Consider the following 26,051-nt stretch of genomic DNA (forward strand, 5'->3'; position numbering starts at 1 on the left):
AGGAAGCGGCTCCCCGATTCAACTCAAGGAACGACCATGTCCCTCTCCATCGTCCACAGTCGCGCCCAGGTTGGCGTGGAAGCCCCCGCTGTTACCGTCGAAGTCCATCTGGCCAACGGTCTGCCGTCGCTGACCATGGTCGGCCTGCCTGAAGCGGCGGTGAAGGAGAGCAAGGATCGCGTACGCAGCGCGATCATCAATTCCGGACTGCAATTTCCGGCGCGGCGGATCACCTTGAATCTGGCGCCGGCGGACCTGCCCAAGGATGGCGGGCGGTTTGATCTGGCGATTGCCTTGGGGATTCTGTCGGCGAGTGTGCAGGTGCCCTGCCTGACCCTGGACGAGGTGGAATGTCTGGGCGAGTTGGCGCTGTCGGGTGCCGTGCGGCCGGTGCGTGGTGTGCTGCCGGCGGCACTGGCGGCGCGCAAGGCCGGGCGGGCGTTGGTGGTGCCTCGAGCGAATGCCGAGGAGGCGTGTCTGGCGTCGGGGTTGAAGGTGTTTGCGGTGGATCATTTGCTGGAAGCGGTGGCGCATTTCAATGGGCATACGCCGGTGGAGCCTTACGTTTCCGACGGTTTGATGCACGCTGCCAAGCCCTATCCCGACCTCAACGAAGTGCAGGGTCAAACAGCCGCAAAGCGCGCATTGCTGATTGCCGCAGCGGGGGCGCACAACTTGTTGTTCAGCGGGCCTCCGGGAACCGGCAAGACGCTGCTGGCCAGTCGTCTGCCAGGATTACTGCCGCCGCTATCCGAATGCGAGGCGCTGGAAGTGGCAGCGATTCAATCGGTCGCCAGCGGGGTTCCCTTGACTCACTGGCCGCAGCGGCCGTTCAGGCAACCGCACCATTCGGCGTCCGGGCCGGCATTGGTCGGTGGCAGCTCGAAACCGCAACCCGGCGAAATCACCCTCGCCCACCATGGCGTACTGTTTCTCGATGAGTTGCCGGAGTTTGATCGCAAGGTTCTGGAAGTGCTGCGCGAGCCGTTGGAGTCCGGGCATATCGTCATCGCCCGGGCCAAGGATCGCGTACGTTTCCCCGCGCGATTTCAATTGGTGGCAGCGATGAATCCATGTCCCTGTGGATATCTTGGCGAACCCAGCGGCAAATGCTCGTGCACACCGGACATGGTCCAGCGCTATCGCAACAAGCTGTCAGGGCCGCTGCTGGATCGGATTGATCTGCACCTGACCGTCGCGCGGGAGGCAACCGCATTGAATCCGGCAGCCAAGCCCGGCGAAAACAGCGCCAGCGCTGCGGCGTTGGTGGCCGAAGCGCGGGAGCGTCAGCAGAAACGTCAGGGCTGTGCCAATGCGTTTCTCGATCTGCCGGGGCTCAAGCGTCACTGCACGTTATCCACAGCCGATGAAAAATGGCTGGAAGCGGCCTGCGAGCGATTGATCCTGTCGCTGCGCTCGGCGCATCGCCTGCTCAAGGTCGCGCGCACGCTGGCGGATCTTGAACAGGCCGATGCGATTACCCGCGAGCATCTGGCCGAGGCACTGCAATACCGGCCGGCGACACCTTAATGCTCAGTCAGATCAACCAGCGGTGCCTGACGCACTTCAGTGTCGCGACCGGCCTGAATCTCGGTCACGCGCTTGAGGGCCTTGTCCACCGCCCCTTTGTCGGCCAGCAGGCTGTAGCTGATCTGGAACTGTTTATGTTCTTTTGGGGCAATGGTCGGCACCAGATTCAACGGCCGCTGATAGCGACGGTTGTAGGAGAAACTGGTTCCCGGCTCCAGCCCGGTGACGTAGCCCTGCCCTTGGGTGTCGGTGTTTTTCCACAGCGAAAACACTGGCAACTGCTGAGTGTTGAAGCCAACGGATACGCCGAGGCTACCGGCCTTGTTGTGCAGCACGGTGAGGGTCTCACCCTTGGCGTCCGCATACGGCACGACGTTGTAGACAGTTTCGTCGTAGTCCTTGGTTGGCCCGCGATAGGTCTGCCAGTCGGGCAGATCGCCCTTGGCCTTCTCGTTGAACGGCGACACCTGCTTCACCGGCGCAGCGAATTTTGCCCCTTGCTCAAGAAACGGCGTGCTGAAGTTGCTGTGATACAGCGCCTGATATTCCTTCGCATAGTCGCCGTTGTTGGTCAGGGTGTCGTTGAGGGCGAAGCTGGCGCTGCCCGGTTCGGTGACCAGTTCGGTCGCTACCGAGAAATCGACTTTCTTGAATGCCTGCTCTTTCAGCTCGCCACGCAGCGTGATGGCATACGGCGGCTTCTCGTCGATGTGCAAAGTGACGGTGCTGGCCGGGATGTTGGCGGCGCGACCGTGCAAGGTCAGCAATTCGCCGTTGTCCATGCCGGGATGGCCAACCCACTCGTAACCGCAACGGGTGACCAGTTCATTGAAACCTTCGAGCCAGCCCAGGCCACCGCGACCGTTGAGTTCGATGAACGCCGGGTTGACGACGTCCTTGACCGGCGAGTCCCAGCCCATGCGCACGTCGCCCACCGAAGCCTGCAACACATTCATGCCACGGGTCGGCACGACCGACAGCTTCATCGTGCCGTTATCGATGTCGACAATGCTGACGCCCTCCTGACGACCACCATGCAGGGTACGCAGGGTCACGGAAAACGGTTTGGCGGTTTTTACGCCGAGTTGCTCACTGGTGATCGTCCGGTTTTTTGCCGGAGTATTGGCGTCGAGCAGGACATAGTCCCAGGCCATGGCGTGAGAAGCGGCAGAGAATGCGCCGAGGGCGACGAGAAGTTTGAGCGGGGTCATGGCAGCAGCCTTTATTGGAGTTGTGCCATTTTTATAACGCTGCGGAAACGTTTCAGCAAGTGCAAAAACCGGTTTGTGCCGGAGCATTCGCGAGCAAGCTCGCTCCCACCGGATTTTCGGCTGCTCACACGATTTGTGAACGACCGCGGAAACTGTGGGAGCGAGCTTGCTCGCGAAAACTGTTTCAACGACACATCAGCGGAAGCGATCAACCTCGGAACGCAGATCCGCCGCCAGTTTCTCCAGCTCTTTCGCGGTGACAGCCAGGTTCGACACAACCTCACGCTGCTCACTGTTGGCCAGTGCGATGCTCTGCAAATTGCTGCTCAGCAACGTCGCAGTGCTGCTTTGTTCCTGAGTGGCGGTGGTGATCGCGGCGAACTGCTGGCCTGCCGAACGGCTCTGCTCATCGATCCGCGCCAGTGCCGAGGCGACATTGGCGTTGCGCGACAGGCCTTCCTGCATCAGCACATTGCCCTGTTCCATGGTGCTGATCGCGTTGCCGGTTTCCTGTTGGATGCTGTGGATCATGCTGGAGATTTCATCGGTCGCCTGACGGGTACGCGAGGCGAGGCTGCGCACTTCGTCCGCGACCACGGCAAAACCGCGACCTTGTTCACCGGCACGAGCGGCTTCGATGGCAGCGTTAAGTGCCAACAGGTTGGTCTGCTCGGCGATCGAAGTGATCACGCCGACAATCCCGCCGATTTCCTGAGAGCGCTGCCCCAGCGTGTTGATCACGCTGGCGGTGCTGTTCAGCGCGCCAGCGATCTGCTCCAGCGACGACGACGCTTCTTCCATCGAGCTGCGGCCGATCTGGGTCTGCTGAGCGTTTTCCTGCGCCAAGCGCTGGGTCGCGCCCATGTTGTCGGCAATGTTCAGCGACGTCGCGCTGAACTCTTCCACGGCGCCGGCCATGCTGGTGATTTCGCCCGACTGTTGCTCCATGCCTTCGTAAGCACCACCGGACAAACCGGACAGCGCCTGCGCACGGCTGTTGACCTCTTCCGAAGCGCGGCGGATGTGCTCGACCATGGTCGACAGCGCCTGGCTCATCTGGTTGAACGCGCGGGACAGCTGACCGATTTCATCGTGGCTCGATACGTTCAGCCGCACACTCAGATCACCCGCGCCCAAGGCTTCGGCCTGACGCACCAGATCGCCCAGCGGTGCAAGTTTGCTGCGCAGCAGCCAGACCACGGAACCGACCGCGAGCAACATCGCCAGCAGGCTGCCGATCGCCAGTTGCGTACCGACACTCCAGGTCACCGCGCGGATCTCGGCTTTCGGCATGCTCGCCACCACCGACCACGGGCCACCTTCGAACGGCACGGCGATGCTGTAGAAGTCCTCACCCTTGTCGCTCCAGAACTCACCCTTGCCCGGGGTTTTCACCAGGTTGTTGATGGTCGGGGCGGCTTGATCCAGGTTTTCGACGCCGGCAATCGGCACCAGCCATTTGTTCTGCTCGTCGAGCAGCGCCAGCGAGCCGGTCTTGCCAATGCGGAAGCGCTTGAGATTGGCGAACTGCGCGTTCTGCGCATCGGTGTAGTCGAAGCCGACGTACAGCACGGCGATGATCTTGCCGCCCGCATCGCGCACCGGGGTGTACTGCGACATGTAGTAGCGCTCGAACAGCAACGAGCGGCCGACATAACTCTGCCCCGCCATCAACTTCGCGTACGCCGGGTTGGCATGATCGAGCACGGTGCCGATGGCACGGGTGCCGTCCTGCTTGCTGACGTTGGTGCTAACGCGGATGAAGTCTTCGCCGCTGCGCACGAATACCGTGGCCACACCAGCGGTCATCTGCTTGAACTCGTCAACTTCCTTGAAGTTGTTGTTCAGCACCTCGTTGCCCAGATGCAGGCCCGGAGTCTGCACGCCGGCCACGGTCACTGGCTGATCGGGGTGCACACTCAAACCACTGCCGAAGCGCTTTTCGAACAGCCCGCTCAGGCGCAGGGTGCTTTCGCGCAGCGTACCGTGGAAGGTACTCAGCTGATCGGCCAGCAGCCGGGCCTCACTGGCCAGATGCTCTTCACGGGTGGCGAGGTTGGCGGAATCCAGCGAACGCAAGGCGAACACCGTACTGCCGCTGATGACTATCGCCAGTATCACAGCAAGGGCAAGGCCCAGCTGCGAGGCGATCCGAGCACGAGGTTGAGACATGAACAGCTCCTGGCCGAGCCACCGAATCCTCCTTGATCGCGGTAATTGCCCGGAAAATATTCTAATAATGGGGGTAGCGCGGAACCGGCACGACGGTTCCACATGCTCGTAGTCGGCGGAAAATCCGAATACTTGAGCGGATTGCGTGGGTATGGCGCAGTAGTGGCATTGTGCCGGCTCGAACGTTTCAGCTCAAGCGCTCTACCGCCGGCAATTGCATGGCACGGACTTCGCCTTGGAGAAAATCGCTGAGACGGCGCAAACGTTCACCTCCCGGGCGCGGCTTTGGCCAGACCAGGTAATAATTCAGGCCACTGGCGACGGCCGTAGGCCACGGCAGGCTCAAGCGCCCTTGCGCAACATCTTCGGCAACCATCAACAGATCCCCCATCGAAACGCCGTAGCCGCGCGCCGCCGCGATCATGCCCAGCTCCAGCGTATCGAACACTTGCCCGCCCTTGAGCGAAACCTGATCGGACAGGCCCATGCGCTCCAGCCAACTGCGCCAGTCGCGGCGATCCGGGGTCGGGTGCAGCAGTTCAGCAGCTGCCAGACGCGCTACATCCCAAGGTTGATCATTGAGCAGGTTCGGCGCGCCGACCGGGATCAATTCCTCGGGAAACAGCAGGCTCGCTTCCCAGTCCGGCGGGAAATGCCCGTCACTGAGCAACACCGCGCAATCGAACGGTTCATTGTTGAAGTCCACCGAATCGATATCCATCCATGCGCTGGTCAATTGCACCTCATTGCCCGGCTGCAAATGGCGGAAGCGACTCAACCGCGCCAGCAGCCAACGCATGGTCAGGGTCGATGGCGCTTTCATGCGCAGGATGTCGTCCTCGGCGCGCAAGGTATTGCAGGCGCGCTCGAGGGCGGCGAAGCCTTCGCGGATTCCGGGTAGCAGCAGCCGTGCCGATTCGGTCAGTTGCAGGTTGCGCCCGCTGCGATGAAACAGCCGGCAGGCGAAGTGTTCTTCAAGGGTGCGCATGTGCCGACTGACCGCGCTCTGGGTGATCGACAATTCTTCCGCCGCGCGGGTGAACGAGCTGTGTCGCGCTGCCGCTTCGAATGCGCGCAGGGCATACAACGGCGGAAGGCGTCGGGACATACAAAAAGCTCCAGTAGCGGGGATGTAGCCAATTCGGCGGGTACGTTTCAGGATGAGTATTAATCATGCCACCCATCCTTTTTATCCCTTTGTGCAAAGCCTGCCAAGCGCCGAGAATCGACGCTCTTCTGCTTCCTCTGATATTTGGGTGGTGATGACCATGCAGCATCCTGTGCGTACCGAACTCTGGGCCATTCTGCGGCTGGCGGGGCCGCTGATTGCTTCGCAGTTGGCGCACATGCTGATGGTGCTGACCGATACTCTGATGATGGCGCGCCTGAGCCCCGAGGCGCTGGCCGGGGGCGGCCTCGGTGCGGCGAGCTACTCGTTCGTGTCGATTTTCTGCATCGGCGTGATTGCAGCGGTCGGCACTCTGGTGGCGATCCGTCAGGGTGCCGGCGACATCATCGGTGCCGCGCGCCTGACCCAGGCCGGGTTGTGGCTGGCCTGGCTGATGGCCCTCGGCGCCGGGCTGCTGTTGTGGAACCTCAAACCGGTGTTGCTGCTGTTTGGCCAGACCGAAACCAACGTCAACGCCGCCGGGCAATTCCTCATCGCCCTGCCCTTCGCCCTGCCCGGTTATCTGAGCTTCATGGCGCTGCGCGGCTTTACCAGTGCAATCGGCCGGGCGACGCCAGTGATGGTCATCAGCCTCGCCGGCACGGTGGCCAACTTCCTGCTCAACTACGCGCTGATTACCGGCATGTTCGGCCTGCCGCAGCTGGGTCTGACCGGCATCGGTCTGGTCACGGCGATTGTCGCCAACTGCATGGCACTGGCGCTGGCCTGGCATATCCGCCGGCATCCGGCCTATGACGCTTATCCGTTGCGCGCCGGTCTGTCGCGGCCGAACCGGCAATACCTGAAAGAACTCTGGCGCCTGGGCCTGCCGATTGGCGGCACCTATGCGGTGGAAGTCGGGCTGTTTGCCTTTGCCGCGTTGTGCATGGGCACCATGGGCAGTACGCAAATGGGTGCGCATCAGATCGCCCTGCAGATCGTGTCGGTGGCCTTCATGGTCCCGGCCGGGATGTCCTATGCCATCACCATGCGCGTCGGCCAACACTACGGCGCCGGGCAACTGGTCGATGCACGGATGTCCGGGCGTGTCGGTATCGCTTTCGGCGCCGTGGTGATGCTCGGCTTCGCCCTGGTGTTCTGGCTGTGGCCGAACCAGTTGGTCGGCCTGTTCCTGGACCATAATGACCCGGCGTTTGCCGAGGTGATCCGTCTGGCGGTGAGCCTGCTGGCCGTAGCGGCGTGGTTCGAGCTGTTCGACGGCACGCAGACGATTGCCATGGGCTGCATTCGTGGGCTCAAGGATGCCAAAACCACATTTCTGGTCGGACTGGCTTGCTATTGGCTGATTGGCGCACCGGCGGCGTGGTGGATGGCGTTCCACCTCAACTGGGGGCCGACGGGTGTCTGGTGGGGTCTGGCGTTGGGCCTGGCGTGCGCGGCGGTGAGCCTGACGCTGGCGTTCGAATGGAAGATGCAGCGGATGATTCGGCGCGAGCCGCAAGCTCAAGGTTTCAACATCCCCCAGGCCGAATGAGGTTTTCCTTTGTGGGAGCGAGCCTGCTCGCGAAGACCGAGTGTCAGGCCCAGATCATCCAGCTGACATAACGCCTTCGCGAGCAGGCTCGCTCCCACGGGGATTTGCGCCGGCCGCAACAATTGTGATCAACCGACGATTTCCAGGGCCGGCTGCTGGTTCGATCCAGACGTCAGATATTCCACCAGCTCATCCAGCGGCAACGGCCGGCTGATCAGATAACCCTGCACCTGATCGCAGCCGAACCCGCGCAACAACTCCAGTTGCTCCGGCGTCTCGACGCCCTCGGCGACCACTTCCAGATGCAGGTTGTGCGCGAGGTTGATCATCGCGTGCACCAGTTTGCGGTTCTCTTCGCGCTGTTCCATGCCGCCGACAAAACTCTTGTCGATCTTCAGCAATGTGATGGGCAGGCTGTTGAGGTGCACGAACGACGAAAACCCGGTGCCGAAATCGTCCAGGGAGAAGCGCACACCGAGGCGGCCGAGCGCATCCATGGTCTGTTTGACCAGATCGCTGCGCCGCATTACCGCGGTTTCGGTCAGTTCGAATTCCAGCCACTGCGCCTCGACGCCGCGCTCGGCAATCAGACGGCTGAGTGTCGGCAGCAACTGGCTGTCCTGAAACTGGCGGAACGACAGGTTGATCGCCATGTGCAGCGCCGGCAGCCCCTGCTCGCGCAAGGCCTGCATATCGCGCAAGGCGCGGGAAATCACCCAGTAACCCAATGGCACGATCAGACCGCTCTGCTCGGCCAGCGGGACGAACTCGCTCGGTGGCAACAGACCGCGCTCGCCATGACGCCAGCGCACCAGCGCTTCGAGGCCGACAATCTGGCCGTCCTCAAGATTCAGGCGTGGCTGGTAATGCAGTTCCAGCTCATCGCGGCGCAAGGCCCGGCGCAGCTCGCTTTCGAGGTCGGCCATGCTCCGCGCGTTGCGGTTGATGCGTTCGTTGAAGATATGAAAAGTGCAGCCCTGTGTGCTCTTGGCCTGCTGCATGGCGATATGGGCGTGCCACATCAGTGGATCGGCGCCGCCATTGGCGCGGGCATGGGCGATGCCAAGGCTGGAGCCGATCAGCAGGCTCTCGCCGTCGACCCAATAAGGTTCGGCCAACGCCTCAGTGATACGTTCGGCCATCCACTCGGCGCGTTGCGGCGCGCGGCGGGTATCGATCAGCAGAGCGAATTCATCGCTGCCCAGCCGTGCCAGTTGATCGCCGGCCTCCAGCTGACTTTTCAGCCGCGCGACCACTTGCAGGATCAAGCGATCGCCGGCCTGATGACCAAGGGCATCGTTGGCATGGCGGAAGTTGTCGAGATCGAGATGGCCGAGGGCGAGGCCGCGACCGTCGCCTTCGGCAAGACGCGCAGTAAGCAGGGTCTGAAAGCCCTGGCGATTGGCGATGCCAGTCAGCGGGTCCTGTTCGGCAAGGCGCTGGAGAGTGTTTTCCAGCACGCCGCGCTCGCGCACATGGCGCAGGCAACGCTGGAGCATGCCGGCATCGAGGGCGTCGAATACCAGCCAGTCGCTGACACCGACCGGCGCAGTGGCCGGTTCGTGCTCCAGCAGCAGAACGGTCGGCAGGCTGCAGCGACCGGGCGGCGGTTGCAACGCTGGCAGGGTCAGCAGTACCGCGTGGCGGTTGTCCTCGAACAGGCGGCTGACCGAATCCCAGTTCGGCGCACTGATCAGCACCGCCGCGCTCCCCATCGGAGCCAGACACTCACGCAACAACGCTGTCCACGCTGGCTCTTCGGCCAGTAGCAGCAAACGCAAGGGTTCGACAGGCGTAGACAAGCTGACTCCCTAGACTCTGCAATGATGTAGGCGGGGCATTATGCCGGTGTGCTGAACAATGACCAATGCGTTGTCTGATGACAACGGCATCGAAACGTTATTTTGTGTCACGAATGAGAACATTAGCCGCAAAATCCCCGCGTATCCTGCGTGAAAGTAACAAAACCGGCAAATCTGAATCGCGTGCTGCGTCACAAGTCGGACAGAGCAGCAGAAATCGCTGAGCCTGTTAAAATGCCGGCCCATTTCGTCAACGACTCCCGAATTTTCGTATGTCCCGACTCAATCCCCGGCAGCAAGAAGCCGTGAACTACGTCGGCGGCCCTCTATTGGTGCTCGCCGGTGCTGGCTCCGGCAAGACCAGCGTGATCACGCGCAAGATCGCGCACCTGATCCAGAACTGCGGCATTCGCGCCCAGTACATCGTCGCCATGACCTTTACCAACAAGGCCGCGCGCGAGATGAAAGAGCGGGTCGGCACCCTGTTGCGTGCCGGCGAAGGGCGTGGCCTGACCGTCTGCACCTTCCACAACCTGGGCCTGAACATCATCCGCAAGGAGCATGCGCGGCTGGGCTACAAACCCGGTTTCTCGATCTTCGACGAGACCGACGTCAAAGCCCTGATGACCGACATCATGCAGAAGGAATACGCAGGCGACGACGGCGTCGACGAGATCAAGAACATGATCGGCGCCTGGAAAAACGACCTGATCCTGCCCGCTCAGGCCCTGGAAAACGCGCGCAATCCCAAGGAACAGACCGCCGCGATCGTCTACACCCACTACCAGCGCACGCTCAAGGCGTTCAACGCGGTGGACTTCGATGACCTGATCCTGCTGCCGGTAAAGCTCTTCGAAGAACACGCCGACATTCTCGAAAAGTGGCAGAACAAGGTGCGGTACCTGCTCGTCGACGAATACCAGGACACCAACGCCAGCCAGTATCTGTTGGTGAAGATGCTCATCGGCAAGCGCAACCAGTTCACCGTGGTGGGCGACGATGACCAGTCGATCTACGCTTGGCGTGGCGCGCGCCCGGAAAACCTGATGCTGCTCAAGGACGACTATCCGTCCTTGAAAGTGGTCATGCTCGAGCAGAACTACCGCTCCACCAGCCGCATCCTGCGCTGCGCCAACGTGCTGATCTCGAACAACCCGCACGAATTCGAAAAACAGCTGTGGAGCGAGATGGGCCACGGCGACGAGATCCGCGTGATCCGCTGCCGCAACGAGGACGCCGAAGCCGAGCGCGTGGCCATGGAAATCCTCAGCCTGCACTTGCGCACCGACCGCCCGTACAGCGATTTCGCCATTCTTTATCGCGGTAACTATCAGGCCAAGCTGATCGAACTGAAGCTGCAACACCACCAGGTGCCGTATCGCCTGAGCGGCGGCAACAGCTTCTTCGGTCGCCAGGAAGTGAAGGACCTGATGGCTTACTTCCGCCTGATCGTCAATCCGGATGACGACAACGCCTTCCTGCGCGTGATCAACGTGCCGCGTCGCGAGATCGGCTCGACCACCCTGGAAAAGCTCGGCAACTACGCCACCGAGCGCAAGATCTCGATGTACGCCGCCACCGACGAAATCGGTCTGGGCGAACATCTCGACAGCCGCTTCACCGATCGCCTGGCGCGCTTCAAGCGCTTCATGGACAAGGTCCGCGAGCAGTGCGCCGGCGAAGATCCGATCTCTGCGCTGCGCAGCATGGTCATGGACATCGATTACGAGAACTGGCTGCGCACCAACAGCTCCAGCGACAAGGCGGCGGACTACCGCATGGGCAACGTCTGGTTCCTGATCGAGGCGTTGAAAAACACCCTCGAGAAAGACGAAGACGGCGAAATGACCGTCGAGGACGCCATCGGCAAACTGGTGCTGCGTGACATGCTTGAGCGCCAGCAGGAAGAAGAGGACGGTGCCGAAGGTGTGCAGATGATGACGCTGCATGCGTCCAAAGGGCTGGAATTTCCTTACGTGTTCATCATGGGCATGGAAGAGGAAATCCTCCCGCACCGTTCCAGCATCGAAGCCGACACCATCGAAGAAGAGCGTCGCCTGGCCTACGTGGGCATCACCCGCGCCCGCCAGACCCTGGCATTCACCTTCGCTGCCAAGCGCAAGCAGTACGGTGAAATCATCGACTGCGCGCCGAGTCGCTTTCTGGATGAGCTGCCGCCGGACGATCTGGCCTGGGAAGGCAACGACGACACCCCGACTGAAGTCAAAGCCGTGCGTGGCAATAGCGCATTGGCCGATATACGCGCGATGTTAAAGCGCTAGAATCGACTACTTTTTAATCTACCTTCGGCGCCCATCGCGCCAACAGAGGAAGCTGTTGTGGAAGCACTGCACAAAAAAATCCGCGAAGAAGGCATCGTGCTTTCCGATCAGGTCCTGAAAGTCGACGCTTTCCTGAACCACCAGATCGACCCGGCCCTGATGAAGCTCATCGGTGACGAATTCGCCGCGCTGTTCAAGGATTCCGGGATCACCAAGATCGTCACCATCGAGGCCTCAGGCATCGCCCCGGCGATCATGACCGGTCTGAACCTCGGCGTGCCGGTGATCTTCGCCCGCAAGCAACAGTCGCTGACCCTGACTGAAAACCTGCTCTCGGCGACCGTCTACTCGTTCACCAAGAAGACCGAAAGCACCGTGGCCATCTCCCCGCGCCACCTGACCAGCAGCGACCGCGTGCTGATCATCGACGACTTCCTGGCCAACGGTAAGGCCTCGCAAGCGCTGATCTCGATCATCAAACAGGCCGGCGCCACCGTTGCCGGTCTGGGCATCGTCATCGAGAAGTCGTTCCAGGGCGGCCGCGCCGAACTGGACTCGCAGGGCTACCGCGTTGAGTCCCTGGCCCGGGTGCAATCGCTGAAGGATGGCGTCGTTACCTTCATCGAGTAACCAGCGGCACCGAGTTTCCCCTGTGGGAGCGAGCCTGCTCGCGAATGCATTGTGTCAGTCACCCTGTTGAGTGAATGACACACCGCTTTCGCGAGCAGGCTCGCTCCCACAGTGGGTTCTGGTGTGGGCAGTTATTGCGCGGTAGCTTTGAGGCCTGTGAGCAGCAGGCGTTGGAAAAGGTCCTCCTTCAGGCCCTCCGGATTGGTCAGCTGCATCCGCTCAAGGTGTTCCGGGAACGTTGAGGCCTCCGGCGCATCCAGCGCTGCCTTGCCCAATTCCAGAATCTCCGTCAGCTTGAACTTGCTCTTCAGCCAGTTCAGCGCCCGCAGCAGATCCCGTTCGATCACAGTGAAATCACAGCCCAGCGGATACTCCGGAAACAGGTTCGGATGTCGCGCGGCAATCGCCTGCAAGCGTTGCGGTGTGTTATCGGCAAACCGTGGATCGATACGGAAATCCTTTGGCAGCTTGCCGACTTTCTGCGCCTGTTCGATCAGCCCCGGCTGGAAGCGCGAATCGCTGATATTGAGCAGCGCTTCAATCACCGCCGCGTCGGACTTACCGCGCAGGTCGGCGATGCCGTACTCGGTGACGACGATGTCGCGCAGGTGCCGCGGGATCGTGCAGTGGCCGTAGTCCCAGACGATATTGGAATTGACCTCGCCGCCCGATTCGCGCCAGCTGCGCAGGATCAACATCGATCGCGCGCCCTCCAGCGCATGGCCCTGAGCAACAAAGTTGTACTGGCCGCCAACCCCGCTGAGCACGCGTCCGTCTGCCAATTGATCAGCCACGCCGGCGCCGAGCAGAGTCATGGTGAACACGGTGTTGATGAAGCGCGCATCGATGCGCTGCAAGCGCTTGAGCTCTTCCTGGCCGTACAGCTCGTTGATGTAGCTGATACGGGTCATGTTGAATTCCAGCAGCTTGCTTTGCGGCAACTCGCGCAGCCGTTCATAAAAGCTGCGCGGGCCGAGGAAGAAGCCGCCGTGGACGCAGATACCGTCAGGCTGTGCCGCTTCATCTAGGCTGCCGGCGTTGGCGTGCTCTTGGGTCGGCACATCCGGATAGACCTTGCGCCGGATGATCCCGGCATCCGCCAAAACCAGCAGCCCGTTGACGAACATCTCGCTGCAACCGTAGAGGCCTTTGGCAAATGGCGCGGTGCCGCCCTCGCGCTGAATCAATTGCGCCCATTGGCTGAGGTTGATGTCATCGAGCACCGCCTGATAGCCGGCGTTATCGGCCTGCCGCGCGAGTAGCGCAGCAGTCAACGCATCCCCCATCGAGCCGATACCAATTTGCAATGTACCGCCATCGCGCACCAGCGCACTGGCGTGCAAACCAATGAAATGATCCTGAAAGCCCACCGGCATATTCGGCGTGGAAAACAGCGTGCTGCTGTCCTTTTCGTCGATCAGCAGATCAAACGTGTCGATATCGACTTCCGCATCGCCGGGCATGTACGGCAGATCCGTATGGACCTGGCCGACCAGCACAATGGTCTCCCCCGCTTCGCGGCGCTTGGCGATCATCGGCAGCAGGTCGAGGGTGATGTCCGGGTTGCAGCTCAGGCTCAGACGATCGGGATGCTCACTGTTGCTGGCCAGCAGTTGCGCCACAAGGTTCAGGCCCGCCGCATTGATGTCGCGGGCAGCATGGCTGTAATTGCTGCTGACGTAATCCTGCTGCGCCGGCGCGCTGTTGAGCAGACTGCCCGGCTGCATGAAGAACTGTTGGATTCGGATGTTGGCGGGCAGGCTGTCATGCTGGAGATCGGCGAGAAAATCAAACTCCGGATAATCACCAAACACGCGTTCGACGAAAGGCTCGATAAAGCGCTTCTGCAACCCATCGCCCAGATTCGGCCGACCGAGGCACAGCGCGGTATAGATCGTCAGCTGCCGCTCGGGCAGGTCCTTGATGCGCCGGTATAGCGCGTTAACGAAGTGATTCGGCTTGCCCAACCCCAGCGGCAGGCCCATGTGGATGTGCGCAGGCAAACGCGCCAGCACGTCGTCCACCGCCTGTTCGATCGAACACAACTGCACCATCTGAAGCCTCCCGCCCGTTCTATTGATAGGGGTAGACCGAGATTGCCTTGAGTTTGCTGCAAAGGACAGTGTTTGGTTTGGAGGGATCAGGGCCTGAATGAATCGGAAACCAGAAACCACAGACACAAAAAAACCGTCCGAAGACGGTTTTTTTTCAAAGCCGGCGCTGATTACAGACCGGACATCTCTTTGATCGCGCCCTTGAGCTCTTCATCGGAGCAATCGGCGCAGGTGCCTTTTGGCGGCATGGCGTTGATGCCGGTGATGGCCTTGGCGAGGATGCCGTCCAGACCACCCTGATGATCGGCCCGCTCCTTCCAGGCTGCCTTGTCGCCGATCTTCGGCGCGCCGAGCAGGCCCGTGCCGTGACAAGCGTTGCAGTGCTTGGCGATCACGTCTTTAGGGGCCTTTGCTCCGCCGCCACCGCCAGCGGTAGCAGCCACTTCCATACCCTTGCATTCCTGCCCTTGAACACACACCTGGCCGACGGGCTCGAGGCGTTTGGCGATGTCGTCATTTGTCGCAGCTTGAGCGCTGACAGCCCAGAGGGCCAGTACGGTTGCTGGTGCAGCCAGCATTTTCATAATTAGGTTCACGCGTTCACCCTCAATGGTGGCTATTCACGCCTGCGGCCACGGTTCGCAGGCGGGCGCAAGTATAGCGGGTAGGCCGCTGTACTGAAACAACCCCATGGTTAGAGGGGTCTTGTTGCCCATCGGTAAAACGGTTCTGGGGCCTTTGCCGTATTGGCTTGGCGCCTTCTGCTTAGAAATTCGCCGGCGTGGCTGCGCTGATTAGTCGCGCCGGCACGTCGAACGGGTTACGGAAACGATGCGGCTTGGTACTTTCAAAATAGTAGCTGTCGCCGGCTTCGAGGATAAAAGTTTCCAGACCCACCACCAGTTCGAGGCGGCCTTCGACCAGAATTCCGGTTTCCTCGCCCTCGTGGGTGAGCATTTCTTCGCCAGTGTCGGCGCCCGGCGGGTAGATTTCGTTGAGGAAGGCGATGGCGCGGCTCGGGTGGGCGCGGCCGACCAGTTTCATGGTCACGGCGCCGTCGGAGATGTCGATCAGCTCATTGGCCTTGTAGACGATCTGGGTCGGCTGGTCCTGCAGGATCTCTTCGGAAAAGAACTCGACCATCGACATGGGAATGCCGCCGAGCACCTTTCTCAGCGAACTGATCGAAGGGCTGACGCTGTTCTTTTCGATCATCGAAATGGTGCTGTTGGTGACGCCCGCGCGTTTGGCGAGTTCACGCTGGGAAAGCCCTTTGAGCTTGCGGATCGATTGCAGTCGTTCACCGACGTCCAAGGCGGGAGCCTCCTGATGTTGTAAGAATATTGAGCGTTATCATGGCGACAGCGTTCAGTATTTACAACACTTGGCCCCCGCAGCGGCGTCAACCCTCGGAATAGAGCCTTGGCACACGTTTCAGGTTGCAGAAGATCTGATACGGGATGGTATCGGCCCACTTCGCCACATCGCTGGCGAGGATGTTTTTGCCCCACAGTTCGACGTTGGAACCGAGGCCCGCTTCCGGTATGTCGGTCAGGTCGATGCAGAGCATGTCCATCGACACACGCCCCAGCAGGCGGCTGAGTTTGCCGGCCACCAGCACCGGCGTGCCGGTCGGCGCCTGACGCGGGTAACCGTCGGCGTAACCCATGGCGACCACGCCGATGCGCATCGGCTTGTCGGTGATGAATCTGGCGCCATAACCGATCGGTTCGCCGGCCGGCAATTCACGCACGCTGATGACTTTCGATTCGAGGGTCATCACCGGTTGCAGGCGTTCGGCCACGGCGTTGACTTCTTCGAAGGGGGTCGCGCCGTAGAGCATGATGCCCGGGCGTACCCAGTCGCTTTGGATTTCTGGCCAACCGAGCACGGCTGGCGAGTTGCGCAGGCTGACTTCCGCCGCCAGACCCTGACGCGCCGCTTCGAACACCGCGACCTGCTCGGCGCTGCTTTGCGCATGCAGTTCATCAGCGCGGGCGAAGTGGCTCATCAACACGATTTTCGCGACTTTGCCGCTGGCCAGCAGACGTTGATAGACCGCCGGATAATCTTTCGGATGCAGGCCGACGCGGTGCATGCCGGAATCGAGCTTGAGCCACACCGTGATCGGTTTGCTCAGGACTGCCTGTTCGATCGCTTCGAGCTGCCACAGCGAATGCACCACGCACCAGAAATCATGCTCGACGATCAACGCCAGCTCGTCAGCTTCGAAGAAGCCTTCCAGCAGCAATACCGGTGCGCGAATCCCGGCGGAACGCAGCTCCAGTGCTTCTTCAATGCAGGCCACCGCAAACCCGTCAGCCTCGGCTTCCAGCGCCTGGGCGCAACGTACCGCGCCATGGCCGTAGGCGTCTGCCTTGATCACGGCGAGCGCCTTGGCGCCGGTGACTTCGCGGGCAATTCGGTAGTTGTGGCGCAGGGCTTGAAGGTCGATCAGGGCACGGGCAGGACGCATGGCGGCAGACTTCTGGGCGGTCATGGGAAGAAAAACCGGCGCTGACTGACGACGTGAACCGCCAACAGCACCGGGAGAGGGATCTGTAAAACGTTATGGCAGCGCGGCGACGATGGATATCTCCACCAGAATGCTTGGCTTGGCCATCTTCGCTTCGACGGTGGCACGGGCCGGTGCGGCGCCTTTTGGCAGCCACTGGTCCCACACCGCGTTCATCCCGGCGAAGTGCGCTTCAATGTCGTTCAGGTAGATCGTCGCCGACAACAGATGCTGCTTGTCCGTCCCGGCCAGATCGAGCAGGCGCTCGATATTGGCGAGCACCTCGCGGGTCTGCTGTTCAATTCCGGCGTCAAAGTCGTCGCCGACCTGCCCGGCCAGATACACGGTGCCGTTGTGGCTGACGATCTGACTCATGCGCTCATTGGTGAGCTGGCGCTGGATTGACATGTTTTGCGGACTCCTGGGTCTGGTTGCCGTAACGGGAAATATCGAGGCCTTCGGCGCTGATCTGCGGCTTTTTCTTCGCCATCAGGTCGGCGAGCAAACGGCCGGAACCGCAAGCCATGGTCCAGCCGAGCGTACCGTGACCGGTGTTGAGGAACAGGTTCTTGAACGGCGTGGCGCCAACGATCGGCGTACCGTCCGGCGTGGTCGGACGCAGGCCGGTCCAGAAACTCGCTTCGGCCAGATTGCCGCCCTGAGGATAAAGGTCGTTGACGATCATCTCCAGGGTTTCGCGCCGACGCGGGTTCAGCGACAGGTCAAAACCGGCGATCTCGGCCATGCCGCCGACGCGGATGCGGTTGTCGAAGCGGGTGATCGCGACCTTGTAGGTCTCGTCGAGAATGGTCGAGGTCGGCGCCATGTCCGGATTGGTGATCGGCACGGTCAGCGAGTAGCCCTTGAGCGGATACACCGGGGCCTTGATGCCCAGCGGCTTGAGCAACTGCGGCGAGTAGCTGCCCAGCGCCAGTACGTAGCGATCCGCAGTTTCCAGCTTGCCGTCGATCCACACACCGTTGATGCGGTCACCGGCGTAATCGAGCCTCTGGATGTCCTGGCCGAAACGGAATTCCACACCGAGCTTGCGCGCCATTTCGGCGAGACGGGTGGTGAAGATCTGGCAGTCGCCGGTCTGGTCATTGGGCAGACGCAGCGCGCCAGCGAGAATGTCAGTTACGCCTGCCAGAGCCGGTTCGACGCGGGCAATGCCGGCGCGGTCGAGGACTTCAAAGGGCACGCCGGATTCTTTCAGCACGGCGATGTCTTTGGCGGCGTTATCCAGTTGCGCCTGAGTACGGAACAACTGCGTGGTGCCGAGGCTGCGGCCTTCGTAGGCGATACCGGTTTCGGCGCGCAATTCATCGAGGCAGTCGCGGCTGTACTCGGACAGACGCACCATGCGCTCCTTGTTCACCGCGTAACGGCTGGCGGTGCAGTTGCGCAGCATTTGCGCCATCCACAGGTATTGGTCGATGTCGGCAGTGGCTTTGATCGCCAGCGGCGCGTGGCGTTGCAGCAGCCACTTGATGGCCTTGAGCGGCACGCCCGGCGCAGCCCACGGCGAGGCGTAACCCGGCGAGACCTGGCCGGCGTTGGCGAAACTGGTCTCCATGGCCGCAGCAGGCTGCCGGTCGACCACCACCACTTCAAACCCGGCACGGGCCAGATAGTAAGCACTGGCGGTACCGATGACGCCGCTACCCAAGACCATGACGCGCATTTTCAATCCCTCATCGCGGCTTTTCGCCGAACTGTTTGTTAGAGCAATGATGGGCGCAGTGTAAAAAAGAAATGCCAGTGCTTTTCACTATATAAGCGCCTATATTTGGCGACTATTCTCGGCAAAAACCCTTTTCACGGAGGCGCATCCCCTATGCGTACCAACACTCAGACCAAACGTGAGCTGGACAAGATCGACCGCAACATCCTGCGCATCCTCCAGGCGGACGGGCGGATTTCCTTTACCGAACTCGGGGAAAAGGTCGGTCTCTCGACCACGCCCTGCACCGAGCGCGTGCGGCGCCTGGAGCGCGAGGGGATCATCATGGGCTACAACGCCCGGCTCAATCCGCAGCACTTGAAGGGTAGCTTGCTGGTGTTTGTCGAGATCAGCCTCGACTACAAATCCGGCGACACATTCGAAGAATTCAGACGCGCGGTGCTGAAGCTGCCGCATGTGCTGGAGTGCCATTTGGTGTCAGGGGATTTCGACTATCTGGTGAAAGCGCGGATTTCCGAGATGGCCTCGTACCGCAAACTGCTCGGCGACATTCTGTTGAAGCTGCCGCATGTGCGTGAATCGAAGAGCTATATCGTCATGGAAGAGGTGAAAGAGAGCCTTTGCCTGCCGATTCCGGACTGATCACCGCAATGATCGTTCCCACGCTCTGCGTGGGAATGCAGCCCGGGACGCTCTGCGTCCCAAAGGCCGAACGCGGAGCGTCCGAAGAGGCGTTCCCACGCAGAGCGTGGGAACGATCACTTAAACCAACACCTGCCGATTCGCCGCCATGTACTCGAAAATCTGCTTCTCGACCCGTGGATGTATCAACTCCACCGGCCGCCGCTCGTTCGGGCACGGCAGGGTCTTGGTCGTACCAAACAATCGACAGATCAGCGGCCGCTCTTCATACACCGTGCAGCCATTCGGCCCCAGGTGCACACAGTTGAGTTCTTCCAGCGCGGCATCCTGCTCGGCCCGGGATTTGCGCGGCAGCCGGGCCATTTCCTCGGGCGACGTGGTCACCGGGCCGCAGCAGTCGTGGCAGCCCGGCACGCAGTCGAACGTGGGGATCTGCTGACGCAAGTTGCGGATTTTCTGGCTGTTGCAGCTCATCGAAACGTTGACCAAAGTGGCGGGCTGATGATTGTGCCGCAAAAGTCCGGATCCAGACACCGCAGGCCGACCGATGTTGCCCACGTTCGGGCGCGCGGCTTATGCTCCGTCAAATTTTCTCGACACTCAGCCGTTGGATGATGCCCATGACCGCCCGCGCCCCGACCACCGCGAGCCAACCCCACGTTGCCTCTTATTACGCCGCCAGCAGCCTGCCGCAGCCTGACCATCCCGTGCTGCAAGGCGAGGTGGTGGCGGATGTCTGCGTGGTCGGCGGTGGCTTTTCCGGGTTGAACACGGCGCTGGAACTGGCCGAACGCGGTTTCAGCGTAGTGTTGCTGGAAGCGCACCGGATCGGCTGGGGCGCCAGCGGTCGCAACGGCGGGCAGTTGATTCGCGGTGTCGGTCACGGCCTTGATCAGTTCGCCAATGTCATCGGTGCCGAGGGCGTGCGCGAAATGAAACTCATGGGCCTGGAAGCGGTGGAGATTGTCCGCCAGCGCGTCGAGCGTTTCGGCATTGCCTGCGATCTGACCTGGGGCTACTGCGACCTCGCCAACAAACCTTCCGATCTCGACGGTTTCGCCGAAGATGCCGAAGAACTCCGCAGCCTGGGTTATCGCTACGAAACCCGTCTGTTGCAGGCCAGTGAAATGCACACTGTGGTCGGCTCCAAACGCTATGTCGGCGGCTTGATCGACATGGGCTCCGGGCATCTGCACCCGCTGAATCTGGCGCTGGGCGAAGCGGCAGCGGCGCAGCAACTGGGCGTGCAGTTGTTCGAGCAATCGGCAGTGACGCGCATCGATTACGGCCCCGAAGCTAAGGTGCACACGGCGCAGGGCTCGGTGCGGGCGAAGACTCTGGTGTTGGGCTGCAATGCCTATCTCCATGACCTCAACCCGCAACTGAGCGGCAAGGTCCTGCCCGCCGGCAGCTACATCATCGCCACCGAACCGTTGAGCGCAGAGCAGGCGCACAACCTGCTGCCGCAGAACATGGCGGTCTGCGATCAGCGGGTGGCGCTGGATTACTACCGGCTCTCGGCGGATCGACGCTTGTTGTTTGGCGGCGCATGTCATTACTCGGGACGCGATCCGAAAGACATCGGCGCCTATATGCAACCGAAGATGCTTGAAGTGTTCCCGCAACTGGCCGGGGTGAAAATCGATTATCAGTGGGGCGGGATGATCGGCATCGGTGCCAACCGCTTGCCGCAGATTGGCCGGCTCGCCGACCAGCCGAACGTGTATTACGCCCAGGCTTATTCGGGCCACGGGGTGAATGCCACACATCTGGCCGGCAAGCTGCTTGCCGAAGCAATCAGCGGGCAGCATGGCGGCGGCTTTGATCTGTTCGCCAAGGTACCGCACATCACCTTCCCCGGCGGCAAGCACTTGCGCTCGCCGTTGTTGGCGTTGGGGATGTTGTGGCATCGGCTGAAAGAGTTGGTCTGACGAATCAGGATCGTTCCCACGCTCCGCGTGGGAATGCATCCAGTGACGCTCTGCGTCACCGCGGACGCAGAGCGTCCGGGGCGGCGTTCCCACGCAGAGCGTGGGAACGATCTGTGGTATTCATATCCGCCAGAACGGCTTCAACCCCTCCTCCCTTGCCTGCTCCCGCGTCAACCCGACATCCTTGAGCTGCTCCGGTGTCAGGCCGAGCAATGCCTTGCGCGTGTGCAGACGATGCCAGAACAGATCCCAGCGACTGAGGCCGGACGGCGCGTTACGCAGCAGATTGCGCGCGTTGTCCTTTTGCCCTGCCGCCAGTTCCTGACTGTGTAACGTCAGCCGCACATCGCTCAAGCCGTTCATTTTCGTTGCTCCTGTTTACTTGGGTAGCCAGAGATTCCATGATGCGCGGGCGAGCAAAACCATTACAGACTCAAAGAACCAGTATTAAATCCATACAGATTTGCCGATTCGCCGACTGAATGATTGATTTTTGCCGCATCTGTACTGGTTTTCACCAAGTCGCACCGAGGCCACCATGACTCTGTATGTAAACCTCGCCGAATTGCTCGGCACCCGCATCGAACAAGGCTTCTATCGTCCCGGCGACCGCTTGCCGTCGGTGCGTGCCTTGAGCGTCGAACACGGAGTCAGTCTGAGCACGGTGCAGCAGGCGTATCGCGTGCTAGAAGACAGCGGTCTGGCCACGCCAAAACCCAAGTCCGGCTATTTTGTCCCCGTCGGACGCGAATTGCCGGAGCTGCCCGCAGTAGGCCGCCCCGCGCAACGGCCGGTAGAGATTTCGCAATGGGATCAGGTGCTGGAACTCATTCGCGCCGTACCGCGCAAGGACGTCGTGCAATTGGGTCGGGGCATGCCCGATGTCGGCTCGCCGACCATGAAGCCGCTGCTGCGCGGGCTGGCGCGAATCAGTCGGCGGCAGGACATGCCTGGTCTGTATTACGACAACATCCACGGCAACCTCGAACTGCGCGAACAGATCGCACGGCTGATGCTCGATTCCGGCTGCCAGTTGAGCGCCAGCGATCTGGTGATCACCACTGGCTGCCACGAAGCGCTGTCCACCAGCATCCATGCGATCTGCGAGCCGGGCGACATCGTCGCGGTGGACTCGCCGAGTTTCCACGGCGCCATGCAGACCCTCAAAGGCCTGGGCATGAAAGCCCTGGAGATTCCCACCGATCCGCTCACCGGGATCAGCCTCGACGCCCTGGAACTGGCGCTGGAACAGTGGCCGATCAAGGCCATTCAGCTCACGCCCAACTGCAACAACCCGCTCGGCTACGTCATGCCCGAGTCGCGCAAACGCGCGTTGTTGACGCTCGCCCAGCGTTTCGACGTGGCGATCATCGAAGATGATGTGTATGGCGAGCTGGCCTATACCTACCCGCGCCCGCGTACGATCAAATCCTTCGACGAAGACGGCCGCGTGTTGCTCTGCAGCTCGTTCTCCAAGACCCTGGCGCCGGGGCTGCGCATCGGCTGGGTGGCGCCGGGCCGATATCTGGAGCGAGTGCTGCACATGAAATACATCAGCACCGGCTCCACCGCGCCACAACCGCAGATCGCCATCGCCGAATTCATCAAGGCCGGCCATTTCGAGCCGCACTTGCGGCGTATGCGCATGCAGTACCAACGCAATCGTGACGCGATGATCGACTGGGTGACGCGCTATTTCCCGGCCGGCACCCGCGCCAGTCGCCCGCAGGGCAGCTTCATGCTCTGGGTGGAGCTGCCGGAAGGTTTCGACACGCTGAAACTGAATCGCGCGCTGCACGATCAGGGCGTACAGATTGCCGTTGGCAGCATCTTTTCCGCCTCGGGCAAGTACCGCAATTGTTTACGGATGAACTACGCTGCCAAACCAACAGCGCAAATCGAAGAAGCGGTGCGCAAAGTCGGCGCTGCGGCAATCAAATTACTCGCCGAGACCGACTGACCTTTTTTGCGCGCCCGGCGTCCAAATTGCCGACCTCAGCCGCCAACCGGAACGACCCTACGTGAGCTTCAGACAGCCCTTACTCGCTTTACTGATACTCGCCTCGTTCCTCAGCGGCTGCGCCAGCCTTGATGTGCCGCGCGAACCAAGCCAGGCCCTGCCGGCGTCGGACTCCAGCTTCGGCCGTTCGATTCAGGCTCAGGCCGCGCCCTACAAAGGGCAGTCGGGGTTTCGCCTGCTCTCGGACAGCGGCGAGGCGTTTACCGCCCGCGCCGAGCTGATTCGTCATGCGCAGGTCAGCCTCGATTTGCAGTACTACATCGTCCACGACGGCATCAGCACGCGGATGCTGGTGGAGGAAGTGCTCAAGGCTGCCGACCGTGGCGTGCGCGTGCGCATCCTGCTCGATGACACCACCAGCGACGGCCTCGACCAGATCATCGCCACCCTTGCGGCACATCCGCAGATCCAGATTCGTTTGTTCAATCCGTTGCACCTGGGACGCAGCACCGGCGTTACGCGTGCGGCCGGACGACTGTTCAATCTGTCCGTGCAGCACCGGCGCATGCACAACAAGTTGTGGCTGGCGGACAACAGCGCGGCTATCGTCGGCGGGCGCAATCTGGGCGATGAATATTTCGATGCCGAAGCCAACCTGAATTTCACCGACATCGACATGCTCAGCATCGGCCCGGTGGCCGAGCAGCTCGGGCACAGTTTCGACCAGTACTGGAACAGCGCGCTGAGCAAGCCGATCGACGAATTCCTCTCCAGCCAACCGACCGCCGCCGACCTGCAAAACACGCGCACGCGCCTGGAAGAGTCGCTGGAAGAAACCCGCAAGCAGAACCACGCGCTGTATCAGCAGTTGATGAAGTTCACCACCGACCCGCGCATGGACATCTGGCGCAGAGAGCTGATCTGGGCCTGGAACCAGGCCTTGTGGGATGCGCCGAGCAAGGTCCTGTCCAAGGGCGAACCCGATCCGCATCTGCTGCTGACCACGCAACTGGCGCCGGAACTGACCGGCGTCAGCAAAGAGCTGATCATGATTTCCGCCTACTTCGTGCCGGGTCAGCCAGGGCTGGTCTATCTGACCGGGCGCGCCGATGCCGGGGTCTCCGTGAGCCTGCTGACCAATTCACTGGAGGCCACTGACGTGCCGGCGGTGCATGGCGGTTACGCGCCCTATCGCAAGGCGTTGCTTGAACACGGGGTGAAACTCTATGAGTTGCGCCGCCAGCCTGGGGATAACTACGGCAGCGGGCCACGCGTGTTCTACAGCAAGTCGTTTCGCGGCTCGGATTCCAGCCTGCACAGCAAGGCGATGATCTTTGATCGACGCAAATCGTTTATCGGCTCGTTCAATTTCGACCCGCGCTCGGTGCTGTGGAACACCGAGGTCGGCGTCCTGGTGGACAGCCCGGAACTGGCCGAGCATGTGCGCGCACTGGCACTGCAAGGCATGGCGCCAACCTTGAGTTATCAGGCGAAACTCGAGGACGGCAAGGTCGTCTGGGTCACCGAGGACAACGGCCAGATGCATACCCTGACCAAAGAACCGGGGAGCTGGTGGCGGCGCTTCAACTCATGGTTCAGCACCAGCGTCGGCCTGGAGCGGATGCTGTAAAAAGCAAAGATCGCAGCCTTCGGCAGCTCCTACAGTTGGAAATGCGTTTGCCCTGTAGGAGCTGCCGAAGGCTGCGATCTTTTGATCTCAAGCAGTCTGGATTTTGCCGAAGGCGCCCTGGCGCAACAACAGGATAACCAACCCGAAAGCCCCCGCCGCCATCAACAGTGGCAACGCATGCCCGTTGATCCACTGACTCCCCGCCCCCGCCGCCAACGGCCCGACCAGACAACCGACACCCCACAACTGGGCAATATGCGCATTGGCGCGCACCAGCGCATCGTCACGATAACGCTCGCCAATCAGAATCAGCGACAGGGTAAACAAGCCGCCAGCACTGGCGCCGAACAGCACCCAAAGCGGCCAGATCAGCAGCGTGTCGAGCAACATCGGAATGGCCAGACTCGACAGCATCAACACCACCGCGCAACCAGCGAACAGCGTGCGCCGCGACAGGTAATCGGCCAATGCGCCGATCGGCAATTGCAGCAGCGCATCGCCGACCACCACGGTGCTGACCATGGCCAGCGCGATTTCGGCGGTGAACCCCTGTTGCAGGCAGTACACCGGCAGCAGCGTCAGGATCATCGCTTCGAACGCGGCGAACAATGACACCGCCCAGGCAATCGCCGGCAGCTCACGGGCAAAGCCCCACAGATCGCCAAACGTGACGCTGTTGGCCTCGCTGCTCGGCGCGCCGCTGCGCCCCAGCAGCAGGAAAGGCGAGAGCGTCAGCAGACCGACCCCGACCCAGAAACCGTAATCATGCTCGGTACCCAGCGCACCCAGCAGCAACGGACCGGACAGCTGGCTCAGCGCATAGCTGCTGCCATACAGCGCCACCAGACGCCCGCGCCACTGCTCGACCACCAGCTGATTGATCCAGCTCTCGCCAAGAATGAACACGATGGTCAGGATCACACCGATCAGCAACCGCAGCAGCAACCAGATCGGATAACTCGGCAGCAGCGCCAGCAGGCCGATCGACAATGCCCCGGCCCACAGGCACAGGCGCATCAGGTTCGCCGTGCCGAAATACGCAGCGAGATGGCTGGAGACCTTCGCCCCGAGCAGCACGCCGATTGCCGGCATGGCTGCCATCACACCGATGGCGAACGAGCCGTAGCCCCAGCCCTCCAGACGCAACGACACCAGCGGCATGCTGACCCCCAGGGCCAGACCGACACTCAAGACAGACGCCAACACGGCGAAATACGTCGCCCACCGCATGTTCCACGCTCCTGTGGATATTTTTATATGCACCACAAAATCACTGTGGGAGCGAGCCCCTGTGGCGAGGGGATTTATCCCCGTTGGGTCGCGCAGCGGCCCCAAAACCTGCAAC

Annotated in this window: 21 protein-coding genes; 8 read left to right on the forward strand and 13 right to left on the reverse strand. The window is 61.4% G+C overall.

All coding sequences use genetic code 11. From position 1 onward, the window contains the following. Positions 1-36 precede the first annotated feature (36 nt). Positions 37-1,530, forward strand: a complete 1,494-nt coding sequence (locus AB4N85_RS20815) for a YifB family Mg chelatase-like AAA ATPase (RefSeq protein WP_252868465.1) — start codon at positions 37-39, stop codon at positions 1,528-1,530. Here the strand turns inward: AB4N85_RS20815 and AB4N85_RS20820 are convergent. From AB4N85_RS20820 to AB4N85_RS20830, 3 genes are all read right to left on the reverse strand, one after another. Further along, the gene (locus tag AB4N85_RS20820; protein WP_073470931.1) at positions 1,527-2,741 is read right to left on the reverse strand and encodes an aldose 1-epimerase family protein; all 1,215 of its coding nucleotides are present in this window, start codon (positions 2,739-2,741) and stop codon (positions 1,527-1,529) included. The two genes, AB4N85_RS20815 and AB4N85_RS20820, sit on opposite strands and share 4 nt — an antisense overlap. A 195-nt stretch (positions 2,742-2,936) precedes the next feature. Next, positions 2,937-4,913, reverse strand: coding sequence for a methyl-accepting chemotaxis protein (locus AB4N85_RS20825; RefSeq protein ID WP_016772578.1), 1,977 nt, complete (start codon positions 4,911-4,913; stop codon positions 2,937-2,939). 187 nt (positions 4,914-5,100) lie between these two features. Continuing rightward, positions 5,101-6,021: a LysR substrate-binding domain-containing protein gene (locus tag AB4N85_RS20830; protein ID WP_016772577.1), complete on the reverse strand. Its 921-nt coding sequence runs from the start codon at positions 6,019-6,021 to the stop codon at positions 5,101-5,103. Between the two features lie 160 nt (positions 6,022-6,181). Here AB4N85_RS20830 and AB4N85_RS20835 point away from each other — a divergent pair, with 160 nt between their 5' ends. Beyond that, the gene (locus AB4N85_RS20835; RefSeq protein WP_056791616.1) at positions 6,182-7,576 is read left to right on the forward strand and encodes a NorM family multidrug efflux MATE transporter; all 1,395 of its coding nucleotides are present in this window, start codon (positions 6,182-6,184) and stop codon (positions 7,574-7,576) included. Between the two features lie 128 nt (positions 7,577-7,704). Here the strand turns inward: AB4N85_RS20835 and AB4N85_RS20840 are convergent, their stop codons facing one another. After that, a complete protein-coding gene (locus tag AB4N85_RS20840; RefSeq protein WP_056791613.1) occupies positions 7,705-9,378 on the reverse strand; it encodes a putative bifunctional diguanylate cyclase/phosphodiesterase in 1,674 nt (557 codons plus the stop codon). Positions 9,379-9,650: 272 nt separating this feature from the next. Between AB4N85_RS20840 and rep the strand changes: the two genes are divergently transcribed. After that, entirely contained in the window at positions 9,651-11,660 is a 2,010-nt protein-coding gene (rep, locus tag AB4N85_RS20845) for a DNA helicase Rep (RefSeq protein WP_016772574.1), read from the forward strand. Positions 11,661-11,717: 57 nt separating this feature from the next. Beyond that, entirely contained in the window at positions 11,718-12,290 is a 573-nt protein-coding gene (locus AB4N85_RS20850; protein WP_016772573.1) for a xanthine phosphoribosyltransferase, read from the forward strand. Positions 12,291-12,421: 131 nt separating this feature from the next. Here the strand turns inward: AB4N85_RS20850 and AB4N85_RS20855 are convergent, their stop codons facing one another. The 6 genes from AB4N85_RS20855 to dadA all read right to left on the reverse strand — a co-directional run bounded on the left by AB4N85_RS20855 (position 12,422) and on the right by dadA (position 18,543). After that, positions 12,422-14,344 carry an acetyl-CoA hydrolase/transferase C-terminal domain-containing protein gene (locus AB4N85_RS20855; RefSeq protein WP_252868466.1) on the reverse strand — a complete coding sequence of 641 codons (1,923 nt, stop codon included), beginning with the start codon at positions 14,342-14,344 and terminating at the stop codon, positions 12,422-12,424. A gap of 170 nt (positions 14,345-14,514) precedes the next feature. Next, the gene (locus AB4N85_RS20860) at positions 14,515-14,928 is read right to left on the reverse strand and encodes a c-type cytochrome (protein ID WP_039757383.1); all 414 of its coding nucleotides are present in this window, start codon (positions 14,926-14,928) and stop codon (positions 14,515-14,517) included. 181 nt (positions 14,929-15,109) lie between these two features. After that, a complete protein-coding gene (locus AB4N85_RS20865) occupies positions 15,110-15,658 on the reverse strand; it encodes a cupin domain-containing protein (protein WP_016772566.1) in 549 nt (182 codons plus the stop codon). 88 nt (positions 15,659-15,746) lie between these two features. Next, the gene (alr, locus tag AB4N85_RS20870) at positions 15,747-16,820 is read right to left on the reverse strand and encodes an alanine racemase (RefSeq protein ID WP_252869575.1); all 1,074 of its coding nucleotides are present in this window, start codon (positions 16,818-16,820) and stop codon (positions 15,747-15,749) included. A 93-nt stretch (positions 16,821-16,913) separates the two neighbouring features. Beyond that, positions 16,914-17,267: a RidA family protein gene (locus AB4N85_RS20875; RefSeq protein ID WP_041476645.1), complete on the reverse strand. Its 354-nt coding sequence runs from the start codon at positions 17,265-17,267 to the stop codon at positions 16,914-16,916. Continuing rightward, positions 17,239-18,543 (reverse strand): D-amino acid dehydrogenase, encoded by a 1,305-nt coding sequence (dadA, locus tag AB4N85_RS20880; protein ID WP_056791607.1) that lies wholly within the window; start codon positions 18,541-18,543, stop codon positions 17,239-17,241. Before dadA ends, AB4N85_RS20875 begins: the two co-directional genes overlap by 29 nt. Positions 18,544-18,696: 153 nt before the next feature. On the opposite strand from dadA, the gene AB4N85_RS20885 reads away from it, so the two are divergent. Continuing rightward, positions 18,697-19,185, forward strand: a complete 489-nt coding sequence (locus AB4N85_RS20885) for an Lrp/AsnC ligand binding domain-containing protein (protein WP_010465173.1) — start codon at positions 18,697-18,699, stop codon at positions 19,183-19,185. A 120-nt stretch (positions 19,186-19,305) separates the two neighbouring features. On the opposite strand, the gene AB4N85_RS20890 is transcribed toward AB4N85_RS20885, so the two are convergent. Beyond that, positions 19,306-19,659: a YkgJ family cysteine cluster protein gene (locus AB4N85_RS20890; RefSeq protein ID WP_095181431.1), complete on the reverse strand. Its 354-nt coding sequence runs from the start codon at positions 19,657-19,659 to the stop codon at positions 19,306-19,308. A gap of 146 nt (positions 19,660-19,805) precedes the next feature. On the opposite strand from AB4N85_RS20890, the gene AB4N85_RS20895 reads away from it, so the two are divergent. Beyond that, positions 19,806-21,116, forward strand: a complete 1,311-nt coding sequence (locus AB4N85_RS20895) for an NAD(P)/FAD-dependent oxidoreductase (RefSeq protein ID WP_252868467.1) — start codon at positions 19,806-19,808, stop codon at positions 21,114-21,116. Between the two features lie 120 nt (positions 21,117-21,236). Here AB4N85_RS20895 and AB4N85_RS20900 read toward each other — a convergent pair whose 3' ends face one another. Next, positions 21,237-21,479, reverse strand: coding sequence for a DUF1127 domain-containing protein (locus tag AB4N85_RS20900; RefSeq protein WP_041476642.1), 243 nt, complete (start codon positions 21,477-21,479; stop codon positions 21,237-21,239). Between the two features lie 175 nt (positions 21,480-21,654). On the opposite strand from AB4N85_RS20900, the gene AB4N85_RS20905 reads away from it, so the two are divergent. Then, positions 21,655-23,076: an aminotransferase-like domain-containing protein gene (locus AB4N85_RS20905; protein WP_041476641.1), complete on the forward strand. Its 1,422-nt coding sequence runs from the start codon at positions 21,655-21,657 to the stop codon at positions 23,074-23,076. A gap of 61 nt (positions 23,077-23,137) precedes the next feature. Then, positions 23,138-24,706: a phospholipase D family protein gene (locus tag AB4N85_RS20910; RefSeq protein WP_217864871.1), complete on the forward strand. Its 1,569-nt coding sequence runs from the start codon at positions 23,138-23,140 to the stop codon at positions 24,704-24,706. Between the two features lie 87 nt (positions 24,707-24,793). On the opposite strand, the gene AB4N85_RS20915 is transcribed toward AB4N85_RS20910, so the two are convergent. Next, positions 24,794-25,936, reverse strand: coding sequence for an MFS transporter (locus AB4N85_RS20915; protein WP_252868468.1), 1,143 nt, complete (start codon positions 25,934-25,936; stop codon positions 24,794-24,796). Positions 25,937-26,051 lie beyond the last annotated feature (115 nt).

The organism is Pseudomonas sp. H1_G08, from assembly GCF_054681355.1.

Excerpts from the sequence above, each read along its gene's own strand:
- AB4N85_RS20815 (WP_252868465.1), top strand. The coding sequence starts at position 37 with ATGTCCCTCTCCATCGTCCACAGTCGCGCCCAGGTTGGCGTGGAAGCC.
- AB4N85_RS20820 (WP_073470931.1), bottom strand. The coding sequence starts at position 2,741 with ATGACCCCGCTCAAACTTCTCGTCGCCCTCGGCGCATTCTCTGCCGCT.
- AB4N85_RS20825 (WP_016772578.1), bottom strand. The coding sequence starts at position 4,913 with ATGTCTCAACCTCGTGCTCGGATCGCCTCGCAGCTGGGCCTTGCCCTT.
- AB4N85_RS20830 (WP_016772577.1), bottom strand. The coding sequence starts at position 6,021 with ATGTCCCGACGCCTTCCGCCGTTGTATGCCCTGCGCGCATTCGAAGCG.
- AB4N85_RS20835 (WP_056791616.1), top strand. The coding sequence starts at position 6,182 with ATGCAGCATCCTGTGCGTACCGAACTCTGGGCCATTCTGCGGCTGGCG.
- rep (WP_016772574.1), top strand. The coding sequence starts at position 9,651 with ATGTCCCGACTCAATCCCCGGCAGCAAGAAGCCGTGAACTACGTCGGC.
- AB4N85_RS20855 (WP_252868466.1), bottom strand. The coding sequence starts at position 14,344 with ATGGTGCAGTTGTGTTCGATCGAACAGGCGGTGGACGACGTGCTGGCG.
- AB4N85_RS20860 (WP_039757383.1), bottom strand. The coding sequence starts at position 14,928 with ATGAAAATGCTGGCTGCACCAGCAACCGTACTGGCCCTCTGGGCTGTC.
- alr (WP_252869575.1), bottom strand. The coding sequence starts at position 16,820 with ATGCGTCCTGCCCGTGCCCTGATCGACCTTCAAGCCCTGCGCCACAAC.
- AB4N85_RS20875 (WP_041476645.1), bottom strand. The coding sequence starts at position 17,267 with ATGTCAATCCAGCGCCAGCTCACCAATGAGCGCATGAGTCAGATCGTC.
- dadA (WP_056791607.1), bottom strand. The coding sequence starts at position 18,543 with ATGCGCGTCATGGTCTTGGGTAGCGGCGTCATCGGTACCGCCAGTGCT.
- AB4N85_RS20885 (WP_010465173.1), top strand. The coding sequence starts at position 18,697 with ATGCGTACCAACACTCAGACCAAACGTGAGCTGGACAAGATCGACCGC.
- AB4N85_RS20890 (WP_095181431.1), bottom strand. The coding sequence starts at position 19,659 with ATGAGCTGCAACAGCCAGAAAATCCGCAACTTGCGTCAGCAGATCCCC.
- AB4N85_RS20895 (WP_252868467.1), top strand. The coding sequence starts at position 19,806 with ATGACCGCCCGCGCCCCGACCACCGCGAGCCAACCCCACGTTGCCTCT.
- AB4N85_RS20900 (WP_041476642.1), bottom strand. The coding sequence starts at position 21,479 with ATGAACGGCTTGAGCGATGTGCGGCTGACGTTACACAGTCAGGAACTG.
- AB4N85_RS20905 (WP_041476641.1), top strand. The coding sequence starts at position 21,655 with ATGACTCTGTATGTAAACCTCGCCGAATTGCTCGGCACCCGCATCGAA.
- AB4N85_RS20915 (WP_252868468.1), bottom strand. The coding sequence starts at position 25,936 with ATGCGGTGGGCGACGTATTTCGCCGTGTTGGCGTCTGTCTTGAGTGTC.